Source organism: uncultured Chitinibacter sp. (assembly GCF_945957625.1).
Classification (GTDB): domain Bacteria; phylum Pseudomonadota; class Gammaproteobacteria; order Burkholderiales; family Chitinibacteraceae; genus Chitinibacter; species Chitinibacter tainanensis.
The window spans coordinates 134573-150642 of the sequence record NZ_CAMFLP010000004.1 but is presented as its reverse complement, the minus strand read 5'-3'; the positions used below and the strand labels follow the sequence as shown (position 1 = coordinate 150642).

Genomic DNA, 16070 nt, shown 5'->3' with positions numbered 1-16070 from the left:
GCCCTACTTGCCGATACAGAAACGACTAAAAATCACCCCCAGCAGATCGTCGCTGGTGAATTCGCCGGTGATTTCATTCAGGCTGTTTTGCGCTAGGCGCAGCTCCTCGGCCAAAATTTCGATTTGCAAGTAGGCCGCATCGGCGGTGTGCAGGTGCTCGCGCGCGGTGCGGATCGCGGTGAGGTGACGCTCGCGGGCGATAAAGACGTCATCGTTGATACCCTGCCACCCTATCTGCTTCAAGAGCTTGTCTTTTAAGTCGCGCAGCCCAACACCCTGCTTGGCGGAGATGTGGATTTCATCTTCAGCCACCACGCCGGGCACTTCGCCGGTGAGGTCGATTTTATTGAAGACCCGCAGCACCTTCAGCTTGGGGGGCAGCTTGGCCAGAATATGCTGATCGTGGGCGGTGACGCCTTCGCGGCTATCGACTAGCAAGAGCGCTAGATCGGCTTTTTCGACTGCGGCCCAGGTGCGCTCGATGCCGATGCGCTCCACGGTGTCGTCGGTCTCGCGCAGGCCGGCGGTGTCGATCAGGTGCAAGGGCACGCCATCAATCGACAGCAGCTCGCGCACTGTATCGCGGGTGGTGCCGGCGATGTCGGTCACGATGGCGATGTCTTCACCGGCCAGCGCATTCATCAGGCTGGATTTGCCCACATTGGGTTGCCCGATCAACACCACATGCATGCCTTCGCGCAGCAATTTGCCTTGCGTGGCGGTGGCGAGAGTGTGTTCAAGCTGGGCGGTGATGCCGGCCAGTTTGCCGCGCGCATCGGCGGCCTCAAGAAAATCGATGTCTTCTTCGGGGAAATCTAGCGTGGCTTCTACCAGCATGCGCAGGGTAATCAGCTCATCGACTAATTTATGCACTTCACGCGAAAAGGCGCCATCCAGCGATTTAAGCGCTGATTTGGCGGCGGCTTCGGATTGCGCGTCGATGATATCGGCCACGGCCTCGGCTTGGGCCAGATCGAGTTTGCCATTTAAAAAAGCGCGTTTGGTGAATTCGCCCGGCTGTGCGTGGCGCGCGCCCAGCTCGATGCAGCGTTTGAGTAGCATGCTCATTACCACCGGCCCGCCATGACCTTGCAATTCGAGCACGTCTTCGCCGGTAAAGCTGGCGGGGTTAGGGAAGAGCAGTGCCAGCCCTTCATCCAGCACCGCGCCATCGGCGGCTTTGAAACGTGCAAAATGCGCAAAGCGGGGCTTGAGCTCGCGGCCAATCAGTCCGGCGATCAGGGCCGAAAGATTGCGGCCGGAAATGCGGATCACCCCAACCCCGCCACGCCCCGGTGCGGTGGCGATGGCGGCGATGGTGTCTTGGATGTACAAAGTCATGGCGGCAGCCCGATACAGCGGTAAAACCTAATGATAACGCAGACTGCCGCCTGCTCGCTGCGTGGCGGCTTAGTGATGCATACCGCTCATGCCCGCGCTGGCTGCATCACTCATCAATAGCGTTGGGTCAAGCATGCCGAAAATCATGGCGATATGCGCAATCACCAGGAATATTGCGACAAAGATGGCGTGTAATTTCAGTTTGCGCTCTTCATCCCACGCTTTCCCGATTAAGCCCAAATCCAGCAGCGCCATCCCGCCCAGTGGGATTATCCCGGCCAGATAGCAACCCACCGCAATGACATCGGCCGCGCCCAGCCAGCCACCGCTGGCGGTGAGTGGAATCACGGCAGTTTTCGTCAGGTAGATAAATACTCCGGTGAAATAGATACCGCCGGTGATGCTGGCCCAACGGTTAATCCGGCGCAGCCAGCCGCCTTGCGGGCGGCTAAACAGGATAAATAGCTCGGTGATGGCCACGGTTTCGGCCAGGATGACCGGAATGGCCATAAACAGGATCAGATTCCACGGTTGATTGTCGGCCAGTAGGGCCATGTAATGGGTCATATTCATGATGTTCTCCGCGGGCGTGCCGGCACGCCCGGCATAAAAGCAGGTGAACTAGGGCGCAAATTGCGCCATAGCGTGGCAGAGTGAATTACTGCGCGGCGGCTTTTGGTGGCGGAGAGGGCGGGGTGATGTAATGCGAGGCATGCGCATGGCTCAGGGCGAGCGTGCGCGGGGTTTGGATGGGGATTAAGGGCAGTAACACCACCGGGGCGGTGGGCACGGCGCAATGGGCGAGGCAATCGGGCGCGGCTGAGAGCAGGGTTTGGTTGCTGCTGGTGGTGGCCGCGGTGCTGTCGCAGTGGTTGTAGCTAGCCGTTGCTGGGCTCGTCGGTAGCGCCCGCAAGCTGGCAAACAGCGGCCCGCTGCTCAACAGCAGCAAGAGCGCCAGTAAGCTGGCTAAGCAGGAAGTCAGAACGGAGCGCGACATCTAGCAATAGGCTCAGACGATTCGGTTTAGTTCCCAGTCTGCCAAACTTTTTGGCCGGGATTATTGTGTTATCGCAAGCGGGGGGTATGGGGCTGAAGCCCTTGATAGAGATTGTGTAGATGCATATACCCTGGGCAATAAAAAAGCCACCCGCAGGTGGCTTTTTTAGCGTTGGGCGCTTAGCTGTTTTTTGCCAGCTGCGCTTGCTTTTCAACTTGCTTGGTAATCACATACTGCTGTGCGATCGACAGTACGTTATTCACCACCCAGTACAGCACCAAGCCGGCTGGGAAGAAGAAGAAGAACACCGAGAATACGATAGGCATCCACTTCATCATCTTCGCCTGCATTGGATCAGGTGGCGGTGGCGACAATGACGACTGCACATACATCGACACGGCCATGATCAGTGGCAAGATGTAGAACGGATCAGGGATCGACAGATCGTGAATCCAGAATTCCCACGGCGCTTGGCGCAATTCCACCGCGGCCAGCAGCATCCAGTAGAAACCCATAAACACCGGAATCTGTACCAGCATCGGCAAACAACCGCCCAGCGGGTTCACTTTCTCGGTTTTGTACATTTCCATCACGGCCTGCTGGAATTTCATCCGGTCATCGCCGTGGCGCTGTTTCAGGGCTTCCATCCGTGGGGCCAGTTGGCGCATTTTTGCCATCGAGCGATAGCTGGCGCTGGCCAGTGGGAAGAAGGCGGCTTTAATCAGCAGCGTTACCAGAATGATCGACCAACCCCAGTTGCCCACGAAGCTGTGGATAAACTGCAGCACGGCAAACAGTGGCTTCGCGAAGATGGTGAACATGCCATAGTCTTTCACCAGATCAAAGTCTTTGGCAGTGTCTTTCAGGCGCTTGGTTTCTTGCGGGCCCACATACAGTGGTACCGATTTTTCCAGCTTCGCGCCAGCGGCGATGGTCGGCAAGTCGATGGTTGAGCTCACTGCAAACTGGTTGTCTGGCAGCGCTTTCATCTCATAGCGACAAGCATTCGGTGCGCACTGGGCAGCGCCGCCATTGGGCGACATGATCCAGCCCGAAACGAAGTAGTGCTGAATCATCGCAATCCAGCCATCGTTAGCGCTTGGCGTGTATTTGGCTTCGCCTTTGCTGATTTTGGCAAATTCCACTTTCTGGAATTTACCCGCATCGGTGTAGACCGCAGGGCCAGTAAAGGTGTGCGTGCCAAACATGCCTGGGTTTTCTACTTGGCCATCACGGGTCAGGCGGTAGTAGGCGCTGGCATTGATTGGCGCGGCGCTACCATTGGCGATCTCGTACTTCACGTCGATCAGATAGCTGTCACGCTTGAAGGTGTAGATCTTGGCCACTTTAACGCCACTGGCGGTCGTGTGCTCCAGACGCACCGCGACTTCGTTCTGACCATCGGCCAGCTGATAGCTGGTTTGCGCGCTGGTGAACTGATTTTTGTGTGTTGGCAGATCGCCACCCAGCAGGCCGGTTTGCGCCACATAAATGTGCTCGCCTTCGTCTTGCAGCAGGGTGAATGGTTTTTTCGGATCTTTGGTGTCACCGTGTTTCAGCAGTTTCACTTCACGCAGATCGGCACCATTGGTATCGATCACAGCGGTGAGCAAATCGGTGCGAACAGCAATGCGATTGCCTTTGGCCAGGCGGCTATTGTCGGCCGGGGTAGCTGCATTGCTGCCGGTGGCCGTTACGGCGCTGGCGGCAGCCGAAGCTTTGGCAACGCTAGAGGCGTTTTGCTTGAGCTGCGGATATTGCTGCTCCATATAGTGTTGCCAGAAGAACAAGATGCCGAACGACAGGGCAACAAACAGGACGAGTCTCTTGGTATCCATTTGGACGGACGAGCTCCCACTCACTCAGGGGTTATTGATTAGGGTACCGGATCATGCCCGCAGCCACCCCAAGGATGGCAGCGACACAAGCGGCGGACAGTCAGGTAACAGCCCTTGGCGGCACCGTATTTCTGGATGGCTTCAATGCTGTACTGCGAGCAAGTCGGGGTAAACCGGCAGCGCGGGCCCAGCAAGGGGCTGATCATCAGCTGGTAAAGTTTCACGAGTGCGATGATAAGGCGCGACATGTGCGAATCTTCTTGAACAAGCTCAATAAAGCTGCACGTGCGGCGGCGCCTTCCTGACGAGTGAACGCCTTACGCGAACGCACCACGATATCCAGCCCGGCTAACTGAGTGGCATTTAACCGGAAAGTTTCTCGAATGGTGCGTTTGATGTAGTTGCGACCCACGGCCCGTTTGTCGGTTTTTTTGCCGACCACCAGGCCCAGACGGGCTGCCTGACCTGCATTCGGTTTGCCCAGCAGCTGGAAGTAATCATTCCCCACTGAAGCGCGCAAACTAAAAACGGATGAAAAATCATCCGTTTTTAGTAGACGCGCTGAGCGCGTAAAGCGGTAGCGAGGGACGCTACTCATACTGTGGCCTGCGCTGGCAAACTCAAGCAAGGCTTAAGCAGACAGTACTTTGCGGCCTTTAGCGCGGCGTGCGTTCAGGACGCGACGGCCACCTACAGTGCTCATGCGAACGCGAAAGCCGTGAGTACGCTTGCGTTTGATTACAGAAGGTTGGAAAGTACGCTTCATGATGAATCCTAGATAGACAAAGGTGCAGTAAACACGCGATTTAATCAGTGTGCAGTCTGTTTTGTCAAGATAAAATGTTTCGGGGCAAAGGTGTAAAGGCTGTGGATAAGTTTGGGATGAAGCGGTACAATGGGGCGCTTCCCGTTTCAACCCCTGTCACTTTTTCCGCGAGCGCTGGCCCTGTTGGGCTGTGAGTGCGGGTGAGGTGTCGCCACGGCAAACAAAAACATAAGTATGCAAACAGAAGCCCTTTGGTCACATTGCCTGAATGAGTTGCAGCAGAGTCTGGCTGCCAGTCAGTACAATATCTGGATCAAGCCCCTGGCCAATAGTGCGCAGCTGATTGATGGCAGCTTGGTCATTGCCGTTCCCAATCAAATTTTCCTGCAATTTATTCGTGATCGCTATCTGGGCATGATCGAGATGGCCGCGGCGAAAGTGTGCGAAGGCTTGCCGCCGCCGATCGAATTGCGCGTGGGCGCTGCGCCCGCGCCTGCTGTGGCGGCCGTGGCCCCTGCGGCAAAAGTGGCTGATGCCACGCCTGCGGCCGAAGAGGCGCCCGTGGCTGCTGCCGCGGCGCCCGCATTGCAACCCAAGCCCGCCAAGCGCTTTGATGCGGCGGGCTCCAATCATGAATTATCCCGCCTGAACCCGAGCCATACCTTTGATACGCTAGTGACCGGTAAGGCCAATCAGGTGGCGCGTGCTGCCGCCGTGCAGGTGGCGGAAAACCCGGGCGTGAGCTACAACCCGCTGTTTGTGTACGGTGGGGTCGGCCTGGGTAAAACGCACTTGATTCAGGCGATTGGTAATTTTGTACACCAGCACAATCCACAAGCCAAAATCCGCTACATCCATGCGGAAAAATATGTGCAGGATGTGGTGAAAGCCTACCAGCACAAATCATTCGACGAATTTAAAAAGTACTACCACTCGCTCGATGTGCTGCTGGTGGATGATATTCAATTCTTTGTCGGCAAAGACCGCACGCAGGAAGAGTTCTTCTATCTCTTTAATGCGCTGCTGGAAAGCGGCAAGCAGATCATCCTGACCTCGGACAAAATCCCCCGCGAAATCGAAGGCCTGCAAGAGCGGCTGACTAGTCGCTTCTCGTGGGGTCTGATCGTGCCGATCGAGCCGCCAGAAACCGAAATGCGGGTGGCGATTTTGATGAAAAAAGCCGAGGCCGAGCATTTCAAGCTCGATGCAACGGTGGCTTTCTTTATCGCCAAAAACATCCGCTCTAATGTGCGTGAGCTGGAAGGCGCGCTCAAGCGGGTGATGGCCTATGCGCGCTTTACTAATCAGGCGATTACGGTCGATTCAGCCAAAGAAGCGCTGCGCGATATTCTGGCCTCGGGTAGCCGGCAGGTGTCGGTGGAAAATATCCAGAAAACCGTCGCCGATTTTTACAAAATCAAAGTGGCCGACATGCACAGCAAAAAGCGTACGCGCGATATTGCGCGCCCGCGGCAATTGGCCATGGCGCTCACCAAAGAGCTGACGCAGATGAGTTTGCCGGCGATTGGCGACGCTTTTGGCGGCCGTGATCACACCACGGTGCTACATGCCTGCCGAACGATTCAGGATTTCCGCCAAACGGATCAGGAATTGGCGCATCAATACGGCGTATTGCTGCAGATGTTGCGTTCCTGAACGAAAACCCTGCTGCGGGTATTTCGCAATCTGAAAGCCGCCCTGAAATCGGGTAGAATCGAGTGTTAATTTATTCAACCATTTGACTGGATTAGGTGAGGGAAAATGCAACTGCTGCAAGCTGAACGCGATTCGCTCTTGAAACCACTGGCTACCGTGACCGGGATTGTGGAGCGTCGCCATACTTTGCCGATTCTCTCTAATGTGCTGATCAAAAAAGACGGCGACAAACTGGTGTTTACCGGCACTGATCTGGAAATCCAGATCAGCAGCTCGCAAAGCGATGGTTTTTCGGGGGGCGACTTTGCCATTACCGTGGCCGCGAAAAAGCTGTCGGATATTCTGCGCGCTATTCCGGATAAAACCGTGGTGTCGTTTGAAGAGGCCGACGGCCGTCTGACCATCAAAGCCGGCAAGAGCCGCTTTGCCTTGCAAACGCTGCCGGCCAATGATTTCCCGCAGCTGGCGGTGGATAACAATACCCGCGCCACGGTGCGGATGCCGCAAGGCCAGCTCAAAGCGTTGCTAGGCCGGGTGCAATTTGCCATGGCGCATCAGGATATCCGCTACTATCTGAACGGCATGTTTATGGTGACCGAGGGCAATCTGCTCAAATTGGTGGCCACCGATGGCCACCGCCTGGGTTTTGCTTCAACCGAGCTGACCGCTTCGTTTGATAAAAACGAAGTGATTTTGCCGCGTAAAACCATTCTGGAGCTCTACAAACTGCTGGCTGATGTGGATGACGAAGTCGCCATCGACATCGCGGGCAACCAGGTCAAATTTACCTTTGGCAATATCGTGATCCACAGTAAAGTGGTGGATGGCAAATTCCCGGATTACAACCGGGTGATTCCGGTGAACAACCAGCGCCTGTTGTCAGTCGAGCGCACCGCCTTGCTGGCGGCAATGCAGCGCGCGGCCATTCTGTCGAATGAAAAATTCCGCGGCGTACGTCTGGTGCTGACCGAAGGTAGCCTGAAAATCCTGTGCAACAACAATGAACAGGAAGAAGCACAAGAAGAGCTTGAGGTGGTATATGCCCACGAGCCACTGGATGTGGGCTTTAACATCCAATACCTCCTGGATGTATTAACCAATCTTTCGGTGGAAACCCTGCACTGCTACTTCGGGGATGTGAATTCCAGCGTGCTGGTCACTATCCCGGATAACGAGCACTTCAAATACATCGTCATGCCAATGCGCATTTAGTCGTTTGGTGAAGCTACAAAAGGGCGCTTGCGCCCTTTGTATTTTGCCCTTTGGTCTTCACCCCGCATTCTGATTGAGTCTTATGAGCGAACATCAACATCCTGAAGCAAACCCGGCCGAATATGGCGCCGACAGTATCCGCATCCTGAAGGGCCTTGAAGCCGTCCGCAAACGTCCCGGCATGTATATCGGTGACACGGGCGACGGCACAGGTCTGCATCACATGGTGTTCGAGGTGCTGGATAACGCCATCGACGAGGCGCTGGCTGGTCATTGCGACACGATCAAGGTCATTATCCACGCCGATAACTCGATTTCGATCGAAGACAATGGCCGTGGTATCCCTACCGCGATCAAGGAAGACGACGAATTCAAACGCTCGGCGGCTGAAATCGTGATGACCGAGCTGCATGCGGGCGGTAAATTCGACCAGAACAGCTACAAAGTCTCCGGCGGTCTGCATGGCGTGGGGGTGTCGGTGGTGAATGCGCTGTCGGATTGGCTGCGCCTCACCATTCGCCGCGATGGCAAAGTGCACACCATGGAATTCCGCCAAGGTGAAGCCGTGGCGCCCCTGAAAGTCATTGGCGACACCGACAAGCGCGGTACCGAAGTGCATTTCATGGCCAGCGCCGAAACCTTTGGCGTGATCGAATTTCATTTCGAGATTTTGGCCAAACGGATTCGCGAGCTGTCATTCCTGAATAACGGCGTGAATATCCTGCTGATCGATCGTCGCAACGGGAAAGAAGAAAACTTCAACTACACCGGCGGCGTGAAAGGCTTTGTTGAATATGTCAACCGCGCCAAAACCGTGCTGCACCCGCATATTTTTTATGCGCTGGGCGAAAAAGACGGCATGACGGTGGAAGTGGCCATGCAGTGGAACGATTCTTACCAAGAATCGGTGCAATGCTTTACCAATAATATTCCGCAGCGTGATGGCGGCACTCACATGACCGCACTGCGGCAGGTGATGACCCGTACGCTGAATCAATACATCGAAAGCCACGAATTCGCGAAAAAAGCCAAGGTAGAAACCAGCGGCGATGATATGCGGGAAGGCTTGTCGTGTGTCTTGTCGGTGAAGCTGCCAGACCCGAAATTCAGCAGCCAGACCAAAGATAAACTGGTTTCTAGCGAAATCGGCCCGGTGGTGAATGAAGTGGTCGCGCAAGCGCTGGCGGATTTCCTGCTCGAAAACCCGAACGACGCCAAAATTATTTGCAGCAAAATCGTCGACGCCGCGCGTGCCCGCGAAGCCGCCCGCAAAGCGCGCGAGATTACCCGCCGTAAAGGTGTGCTGGATGGCTTGGGCCTGCCCGGCAAACTGGCCGACTGCCAGGAAAAAAATCCGGAATTGTCTGAGCTGTATCTGGTCGAGGGTGATTCCGCCGGCGGCTCAGCCAAGCAAGGCCGTGATCGCAAATTCCAGGCCATTCTGCCGCTGAAAGGTAAGATTCTGAACGTGGAACGCGCGCGTTTTGATCGCATGTTGGCCAGCCAAGAAGTCGGCACGCTGATTACCGCACTGGGCTGCGGCATTGGCAAAGATGATTTCAATATCGAAAAACTGCGCTACCACCGCATCATTATCATGACGGATGCGGACGTGGATGGCTCGCATATCCGTACCCTGCTGCTCACCTTCTTCTATCGCCAGCTGCCTGAGCTGGTAGAGCGCGGCTACATCTATATCGCGCAGCCGCCACTGTTTAAAGTGAAGCAGGGCAAAAAAGAAACTTATCTGAAAGACGAGCAAGAGCTGAAACAGCACTTGTTGCGCGCCGCCATGGATGGCGCCGAGTTGCTGCCGGGCGCGGATAAGCCGGGCATCAGCGGCGAAGCACTCGAAACGCTGGCCAAGCAATACTTCGTGACCGAAGCAGTGATCGAACGCGAAAGCCGCTTTATCGACCCGATGATCCTCAACGCCATGCTCACCATGGCCCCGATCAATCTGGCCGACGAAGCCGCCGCGCAAGATACCGCCGCCCGTCTGACTGCCGCGGTGAATCACCCCGCATTTACCTTCATTGCCGAAAGCGTAGAAGGCGGCTGGCAAGTGCGCATCGAGCGGCATTTGCATGGCGTTCTGACCCAGCAATACATCGACAGCGATTTCATCCTGTCGGGCGACTATGCGCAGATCAAGCGCATGGCCGATATGCTGTTGGGCCTGATCGGCAGCGACGCCAGCGTGCGCCGTGGCGATCATCATCAGCCGGTGAAATCATTTAAAGACGCGCTCGATTGGCTGCTGGCCGAAGTGCGCCGCAATATGACGATTCAGCGCTATAAAGGTCTGGGCGAGATGAACCCCGAGCAGCTGTGGGAAACCACCATGGACGTTACCGTGCGCCGCCTGCTGAAAGTGAACATCGAAGACGCCATTGCCGCTGACGAGATTTTCACCACCCTCATGGGCGATCAAGTCGAACCACGCCGCCATTTCATCGAACAAAATGCGCTGGTGGCGCGGAATCTAGACGTTTAAGGTTGTGTAGGATCCCATTAACTTCTAGATATTTCCCACTTTTCTAGATTTATGGGATCACAGGTTGACGCTAAAAAAGCCCCGAAAGGGGCTTTTTTATTGAGCCTTTGTCCTATTTATACTCGAAAATTGCTGTAGGATTTGCAATAACCTACGTAGGATTTTGTTTGTTATGGGTTACGCCATCGATATTTTAAAGCCCAATCATAAGGGGGCTCAGGCACTGCATACGCTGAGCCAGCGAGAGAGTTAGTAGCCGGTAACAGAAGTTACGCCGCCGCTCAGTGAACATCATTCATCTGCCGCAGTTCGGTCAAAGCAGGCTTTTTCGCGACTGAGCATCGAGTGAAATTTTTACGATAAGTTTATTCGAACGCTAAGCCAAAATGCTTCAAGAGCGCATTCCGTCCGTTGACTGTCAATCGCAATTCACGGCTGGACAGCTGTTTTTCAAACCACCCCAGTTTAATGAAGTACTCGAGCAGCATTTGCCCTAGCTGGCCTCCGAGGTGCATCTGACGCTCGCTCCAATCGAGGCAACCACAGGCAAAAGCTCGTTTGGAAGCCTTCACTTTAAGCTCGACACCGATCTCTTCTAAGGCTTGTCGGCCGCCACTGCTCAAGGTGTAGGAGTCTGCATTCAGGTAGCCCAATTCAATGAACTTGTTATGTAGGCAAACAGCTACTTCGCCGGCTAAATGATCATAACAAGTTCGTGCAAATCGCAAATTAGCCGGTGTATTGCTGCGAATTTTGCTTTGATTTCTTCCTGCCAAACCCATTAATGTTTCTAAGGCTTTCGCAACTTCTGGATTGGCAATTTTAAAGTACCGATATCTACCTTGTTTAACACAAGTAATTAAATGTTGATCAAGCAGGCGCGACAAATGGCTACTGGTTGTCGATGTTGAGACCTCTGCAACCGCGCTGAGTTCGGTCGCGGTGTAAGCTCGGCCATCCATCAAAGCACACAGCATGCGAGAACGTGTTTTGTCTGCCACTGTGGCTGCCAATGAGGCAATTCCATTTTCAAGGTAATGTTCATCCATAGTTCGATGATAAGCGAAGCATCCCTTTAAAAGTAAGCATATTGTGCTGTTTTTCATCCAAATTTTTCAACATGACTCTGGCACTGAATCCTCCAACTGATCCAGTTATGGCAGTTACCCACGCTGACCCAGCGCAATACTATGAGGCGCTCTCATGCACCGGCCTGCATTTCGATTCGACATTAGATTGTTGGGTTGCACCTTCTGCAAAGACTGTTCAGCAAGTACTTTCTGATTCATCTTTACTTGTTCGTCCAGAGAACGAGCCTGTGCCCAAGAAGCTGATTGGCACAAGTGCAGGAGTAATTTTTTCCAAACTACTTCGTATGAATGATGGGGCAATTCATGCTGCACTTAAATCCCGTATTTCCGCGGCCATCCAGCAACTATCGCTGGCAGAAATACAGCAACAAGCAACCCAAATTGCCGCGCAATACTCTTGGTGCGCCCCAATCGATGCCGAAGCAGTCAATGCATTTTGTTATGCAATCCCGACTATGGTAATTGCGAGTTTACTGGGTTTCGAACCAGATGAATGGGCAGAGTTATGTCAGGAAGTGAATGATGTCGTCCGGTGCTTTGCTCCAGGAGGTACGGATGCAGAGCTAGGGCGAGGGATCATAGCCACTAGCCTTCTTGAGCAACGTTTTTATCGACAATTGACTAAGCCCGGACCTTTATTGCTCAGTCTACAGTGCGAAATATTGCAATGTGGCTTTGATGATCCCCCGAGCTGGGTGGTTGCCAATGCGATTGGCCTACTGTTTCAGGCCAACGAGAGCTGCGCGGGACTTATTTCTCAAGCGCTAATCCATACAAATTTGAGCGAAAAGAGAAAAAACGCGCGAGAGCTGATCAAAGAGGTCATGCAAAATAGTCCGCCGATTCAAAATACCCGGCGTTTTGTGGCTAATGACTTGGGCCTTCGTGGTTGTCCAATGCACGCAGGTCAAACCGTGCTTGCTATCTTGCGTACACCTGATGGCATTACCCAAGCAAACAACGCCTTTGGTTATGGTCCTCATCAATGTCCAGGCGAAACTTGGGCATATGCCATTGCTGAAGCTGCTATTGAACAGCTATTACAACTCAAACTGGATCCGACAATGTGGAATTCTCATCGATGGCGACGTTCCCTTAATGCGCGCGTGCCCGAGTTTATAAATAAGGAAGCATTATGATTGCCATTATTTTTGAGGTTGAACTGGCAAATAACGCCCAAGCAGATTACTTGCAATTTGCCGCAGAATTGAGACCATTGCTAGAGCAAATGGATGGCTTTATCTCCATTGAGCGATTCGAAAGCCTCAGTCAACCAGGAAAAATATTATCGTTATCTTTTTGGCGCGACGAGCAAGCTGTCATGAATTGGCGTAATCTTGAGCAGCATCGGCTTGCACAAAAGCAAGGCATTAGCCATATCTTTTCCGATTACAGGCTCAGAGTTGCTTCTGTCATGAGAGACTACGGCTTAAATTCTAGGGGACAAGCACCTGCTGATAGCCAAGCGTACCACCATTAAGCAGGTCTAAGCTTCGAGCCACAAGCCAAAGGTGAAAAAATGTGTGGGATGGGATTATCCACGAGAATGGGACTAACCAACCAGACGATTCCCATTTTCGTCTAGATTCGCCTTGAAAATGTCAGGCCCGATTCCAGACCAAAACAGGATCCTACAGGTGTCGTTGTATGATCCCATTAACTTCTAGATATTTCGCACTGTTCTAGACTTTTCGGATTTAAGTCTGAAGCTAAAAAAGCCCCGGAAGGGGCTTTTTTATTGAACGGCATTTTGCAATTAACTGAGAATCATTAGATATTCTTATCTGGTCTGCGTTTTCTGTTTCATTTGTATCGCTTTTGGCTAGGTTTTGTTTGGTTTTTGTAATTGTAAAGTTGTTTAGTGTAAGATTTTGGGGGTTTTAACTTTAGGCCTCACTACAAATGAAATTGATTCTGCCGGCTATTTTGGCGTTAACACTCACCGCTTGTGGTGGTGGGAGTGATGGCGGCTCCAGCAGTGAAACTGCGGTTGATCTGAGAAAAACGGCCCAAGCCTTTTCCACGAGCGATATCGATGCCATCACTGATGCAGATTTGGCGAGTTTTGGCCGAGCGGTCGGTGATTCAAGCATTGTGGTGCTCACCGAGCCTTCACACGTTGTCGCTCAGGTGATGGATTTAAATGCCCGCCTAATCCGGTATCTGCATGAAAACAAAGGCTTTGATGTTCTGCTAATCGAAAGTGGGATGTTTGATGTTGCCAATATGAATGAACTCAAGCAGAACCGATCGATGGCTTTCTCCGTGTCGGCACCAGGTCGCGCGTTTTATGGGTTTTCGCGAGATGCCCATGGGCAAAAAATGTTTGCCTATGTCGATCAGGCTCAAGCAGGTGCCAAGCCCATGGAGCTGGCCGGGATTGATGTGATGATGGAAGGCGTGGCGTCAACTGGGCTTTTTGTTTCGCGGCTAGAAGCACGGCTGCAGGCTCGCAATGCGGCGGTATTATTGGATCCGCAATGGAGCACCTTCAAAACTATCGCTCAACGCGTAACAACCAACCCTGAATACACCGATGCGCCTGCCGATCTGGCGGTATTTAAGCGGGTTTTGGAGCTGGTGAAAACTGAGTTTTGTACTGCCCCCGCTACAAATCAGTATCGCTTTGACTCGGATGGCTTCTGGTGCCGCGCAGTGAATAGCTTGGGCGGAACAGCGGGTTATGTGTGGAATACGCCAAAAGTACTGGACTACAATGCGCGTGACCATGCTGCGGGAAACAACGCAATTTGGCTGCTGGATGGCCCATTTGCTGGGAAAAAAGCCATTGTACTCACGCATGCCTTGCATGGTTTTGCCGCAGGATCCACCCTGCAGGAAAGTACCGGCAGCGTGCTCGCCAAGCGCTATGGCACGCAAATTCACACTACCAATATCACCGCCAGCAAAGTCAATAGCCCCGATGAAATCGTATTAAGCGGTAGCTTGGAATTTGAATTAGACCAGGTGGGGGCGCTTGTTTATATGCCTTATCCGACGGATGCCGCGGCCAGAGCCGAGTTGGGTAAAAGAAGTATCCGTGAGGTGAACTTTACCGCGCAAACACCGAACCGTTTTGGTCGCGCCTATCAGAGCTTGTTTTATGTGCGGCAGATTAACTTCATTACCCCCAATTGGACAGGCTACCCAGCGGTGTATTGAGTTGCGGGCATTCTGCCTTGATAAGCCGAGCCTGTTAGGCTCGGCTTAATTTTGCTTGGGTTCGGGGCACGCAGAAGGCGGTGTCACTCGAACAGGGCTATCACTTACTGCGAATGCCTTTTAGCCCACTCCACAATCAGCGGCAAAAACGCTGGGGCGAAGGCGTGTTCGGCGGCGATGAAATAGCGTAGCGTCATCCACCATGTCCATTCGCTGGGTAGTTGCATGCTGTAGGTGGCCGAATCGAGCATGGTGTGATCGGCCTGCGGGATGATGGCGACTCGATGCTGCGGGTGGGCTTGGGGTTTCAGGAGGGCAGCAAAGGCCTGCGCGTTCGCGGCGGCATCTACATTCAAATCATCTTGGCCCCAAATCGCCAGTATTGGCGTTGGCAGCTTGCTCAGCTGCGCGCGGCTATTGGCATGATGATTGAGCGCGATGAAATGATAGCGCGCGGCGCTTAGTGGCTCGGTATTGGCCCCAGCGGGGGCGGGGTGTTGGGCGAGGTAAGCCTGATATTGCTGGTGATAGTCGGCAAAGCTGAGCGAGAGCGAAGGCTGCGGCGCGGCGTGTTGCCATTGCAGTGCTTGCGCCATAGCTGGCGCGCTAAGGCCCGCGCGGCGTAGGCGTTGCTGGGTGAAATAAGCCCCCTGCGCCTGCCAGTCGAGCGCCGCGCCAACGGTGATCAGGTAAGCGGGGGCGGGTTGCTGCGTGCCGACGATGGGTAAAACCCAGCCGGCTTGGGAAAACCCCAGCACGCCAATGTGTTGCGGCTGAATGTCTTTGCGCTGGGCCAGCATTTGCATGGCGGCCTGCGTTTCCTGCGCCCGATCGGCCATCGATTGCTGCAGCCAATCGCCAGTGGATTGGCCGGTGCCCGGTTTGTCCCAGCTAAAACACGCGATGCCGACCGCCAAAAACGCATTGATGATCTGCGTGTAGCGATCTAGCCCGCGGGTTTGCGGCCCATCGCCATGCACCAGCAACACCACCGGAAAAGGCCCCTGGCCGGCAGGTAATAATAATGTGCCGGCGAGCTGATTTTGCTGCTGGCGAAAGGTGAGCTCGACTTGCTGCTGGGCGCGGAGCTCATGGCGCTGCGCCAAGAGCAGCGCCGCCAGTAGGAGCAAAACTGCGCAGGCGCAGGCCAGCCATAGCCGACGACGTAATTTGTGGTGCAAACAGATGTACTCCCAGTGGCTAAGGTGAGGCCGTGTGCGCGTGCGGCATTTCGTTGCGGTGTGACTGCGGCCATCCAGCCTAGGCCGGTGGCAAGCCATGCTGATGCGCTTGGCATAAATGCCAATCATACAGATTTAGAAAGATCTGCGTCATTTCAATTCGGTTGCAGCGCCATGCCGCTAAGCCCAATTTGATCTCTTGGGTATAGGCTTGTAGCCATTTTTAAATAATGTGTTGAGCGATATACCCCTAGTGATCATGGCGGGGCATCACGCCGCAACCATCCTGCTTCAATTGCGCAAGATTCGGGTCGGCATGGCGGGGGCGG

The 16070-nt window shown here is 53.9% G+C and carries 15 protein-coding genes; 6 read left to right on the top strand and 9 right to left on the bottom strand.

What is annotated here, in order from left to right:
* Positions 1 to 3: 3 nt before the first annotated feature.
* From mnmE to rpmH, 7 genes are all read right to left on the bottom strand, one after another.
* Positions 4 to 1341, bottom strand: a complete 1338-nt coding sequence (mnmE, locus tag QV747_RS07385; protein ID WP_273430128.1) for a tRNA uridine-5-carboxymethylaminomethyl(34) synthesis GTPase MnmE — start codon at positions 1339 to 1341, stop codon at positions 4 to 6.
* A 69-nt stretch (positions 1342 to 1410) separates the two neighbouring features.
* The gene (locus tag QV747_RS07380) at positions 1411 to 1914 is read right to left on the bottom strand and encodes a DUF6803 family protein (protein WP_273430127.1); all 504 of its coding nucleotides are present in this window, start codon (positions 1912 to 1914) and stop codon (positions 1411 to 1413) included.
* Between the two features lie 85 nt (positions 1915 to 1999).
* Entirely contained in the window at positions 2000 to 2338 is a 339-nt protein-coding gene (locus QV747_RS07375) for a hypothetical protein (RefSeq protein ID WP_273430126.1), read from the bottom strand.
* A 179-nt stretch (positions 2339 to 2517) separates the two neighbouring features.
* Positions 2518 to 4176 carry a membrane protein insertase YidC gene (gene yidC / locus QV747_RS07370; RefSeq protein ID WP_028450206.1) on the bottom strand — a complete coding sequence of 553 codons (1659 nt, stop codon included), beginning with the start codon at positions 4174 to 4176 and terminating at the stop codon, positions 2518 to 2520.
* Positions 4177 to 4214: 38 nt separating this feature from the next.
* Entirely contained in the window at positions 4215 to 4424 is a 210-nt protein-coding gene (gene yidD, locus QV747_RS07365) for a membrane protein insertion efficiency factor YidD (protein WP_273430125.1), read from the bottom strand.
* Positions 4397 to 4774, bottom strand: a complete 378-nt coding sequence (gene rnpA, locus QV747_RS07360) for a ribonuclease P protein component (protein ID WP_028450204.1) — start codon at positions 4772 to 4774, stop codon at positions 4397 to 4399. The genes yidD and rnpA overlap by 28 nt, the downstream gene beginning before the upstream one ends.
* Positions 4775 to 4807: 33 nt before the next feature.
* Positions 4808 to 4942 (bottom strand): 50S ribosomal protein L34, encoded by a 135-nt coding sequence (gene rpmH, locus QV747_RS07355; protein WP_081986631.1) that lies wholly within the window; start codon positions 4940 to 4942, stop codon positions 4808 to 4810.
* 234 nt (positions 4943 to 5176) lie between these two features.
* Between rpmH and dnaA the strand changes: the two genes are divergently transcribed.
* From dnaA to gyrB, 3 genes are all read left to right on the top strand, one after another.
* Positions 5177 to 6598, top strand: a complete 1422-nt coding sequence (gene dnaA / locus QV747_RS07350) for a chromosomal replication initiator protein DnaA (protein ID WP_273430124.1) — start codon at positions 5177 to 5179, stop codon at positions 6596 to 6598.
* Between the two features lie 105 nt (positions 6599 to 6703).
* A complete protein-coding gene (gene dnaN / locus QV747_RS07345) occupies positions 6704 to 7810 on the top strand; it encodes a DNA polymerase III subunit beta (RefSeq protein WP_047395038.1) in 1107 nt (368 codons plus the stop codon).
* 82 nt (positions 7811 to 7892) lie between these two features.
* A complete protein-coding gene (gene gyrB / locus QV747_RS07340; protein ID WP_273430123.1) occupies positions 7893 to 10307 on the top strand; it encodes a DNA topoisomerase (ATP-hydrolyzing) subunit B in 2415 nt (804 codons plus the stop codon).
* 365 nt (positions 10308 to 10672) lie between these two features.
* On the opposite strand, the gene QV747_RS07335 is transcribed toward gyrB, so the two are convergent.
* On the bottom strand, positions 10673 to 11356 hold the full coding sequence (locus QV747_RS07335) for a helix-turn-helix transcriptional regulator (protein ID WP_273430122.1): 684 nt from the start codon (positions 11354 to 11356) through the stop codon (positions 10673 to 10675).
* Positions 11357 to 11463: 107 nt separating this feature from the next.
* On the opposite strand from QV747_RS07335, the gene QV747_RS07330 reads away from it, so the two are divergent.
* The 3 genes from QV747_RS07330 to QV747_RS07320 all read left to right on the top strand — a co-directional run bounded on the left by QV747_RS07330 (position 11464) and on the right by QV747_RS07320 (position 14560).
* Entirely contained in the window at positions 11464 to 12537 is a 1074-nt protein-coding gene (locus QV747_RS07330; RefSeq protein ID WP_288791485.1) for a hypothetical protein, read from the top strand.
* Positions 12534 to 12878 (top strand): antibiotic biosynthesis monooxygenase, encoded by a 345-nt coding sequence (locus QV747_RS07325; protein WP_273430120.1) that lies wholly within the window; start codon positions 12534 to 12536, stop codon positions 12876 to 12878. The genes QV747_RS07330 and QV747_RS07325 overlap by 4 nt, the downstream gene beginning before the upstream one ends.
* Positions 12879 to 13300: 422 nt before the next feature.
* On the top strand, positions 13301 to 14560 hold the full coding sequence (locus QV747_RS07320; protein WP_273430119.1) for a hypothetical protein: 1260 nt from the start codon (positions 13301 to 13303) through the stop codon (positions 14558 to 14560).
* Positions 14561 to 14664: 104 nt separating this feature from the next.
* On the opposite strand, the gene QV747_RS07315 is transcribed toward QV747_RS07320, so the two are convergent.
* Positions 14665 to 15741: a S9 family peptidase gene (locus QV747_RS07315; RefSeq protein ID WP_273430118.1), complete on the bottom strand. Its 1077-nt coding sequence runs from the start codon at positions 15739 to 15741 to the stop codon at positions 14665 to 14667.
* Between the last annotated feature and the right edge of the window lie 329 nt (positions 15742 to 16070).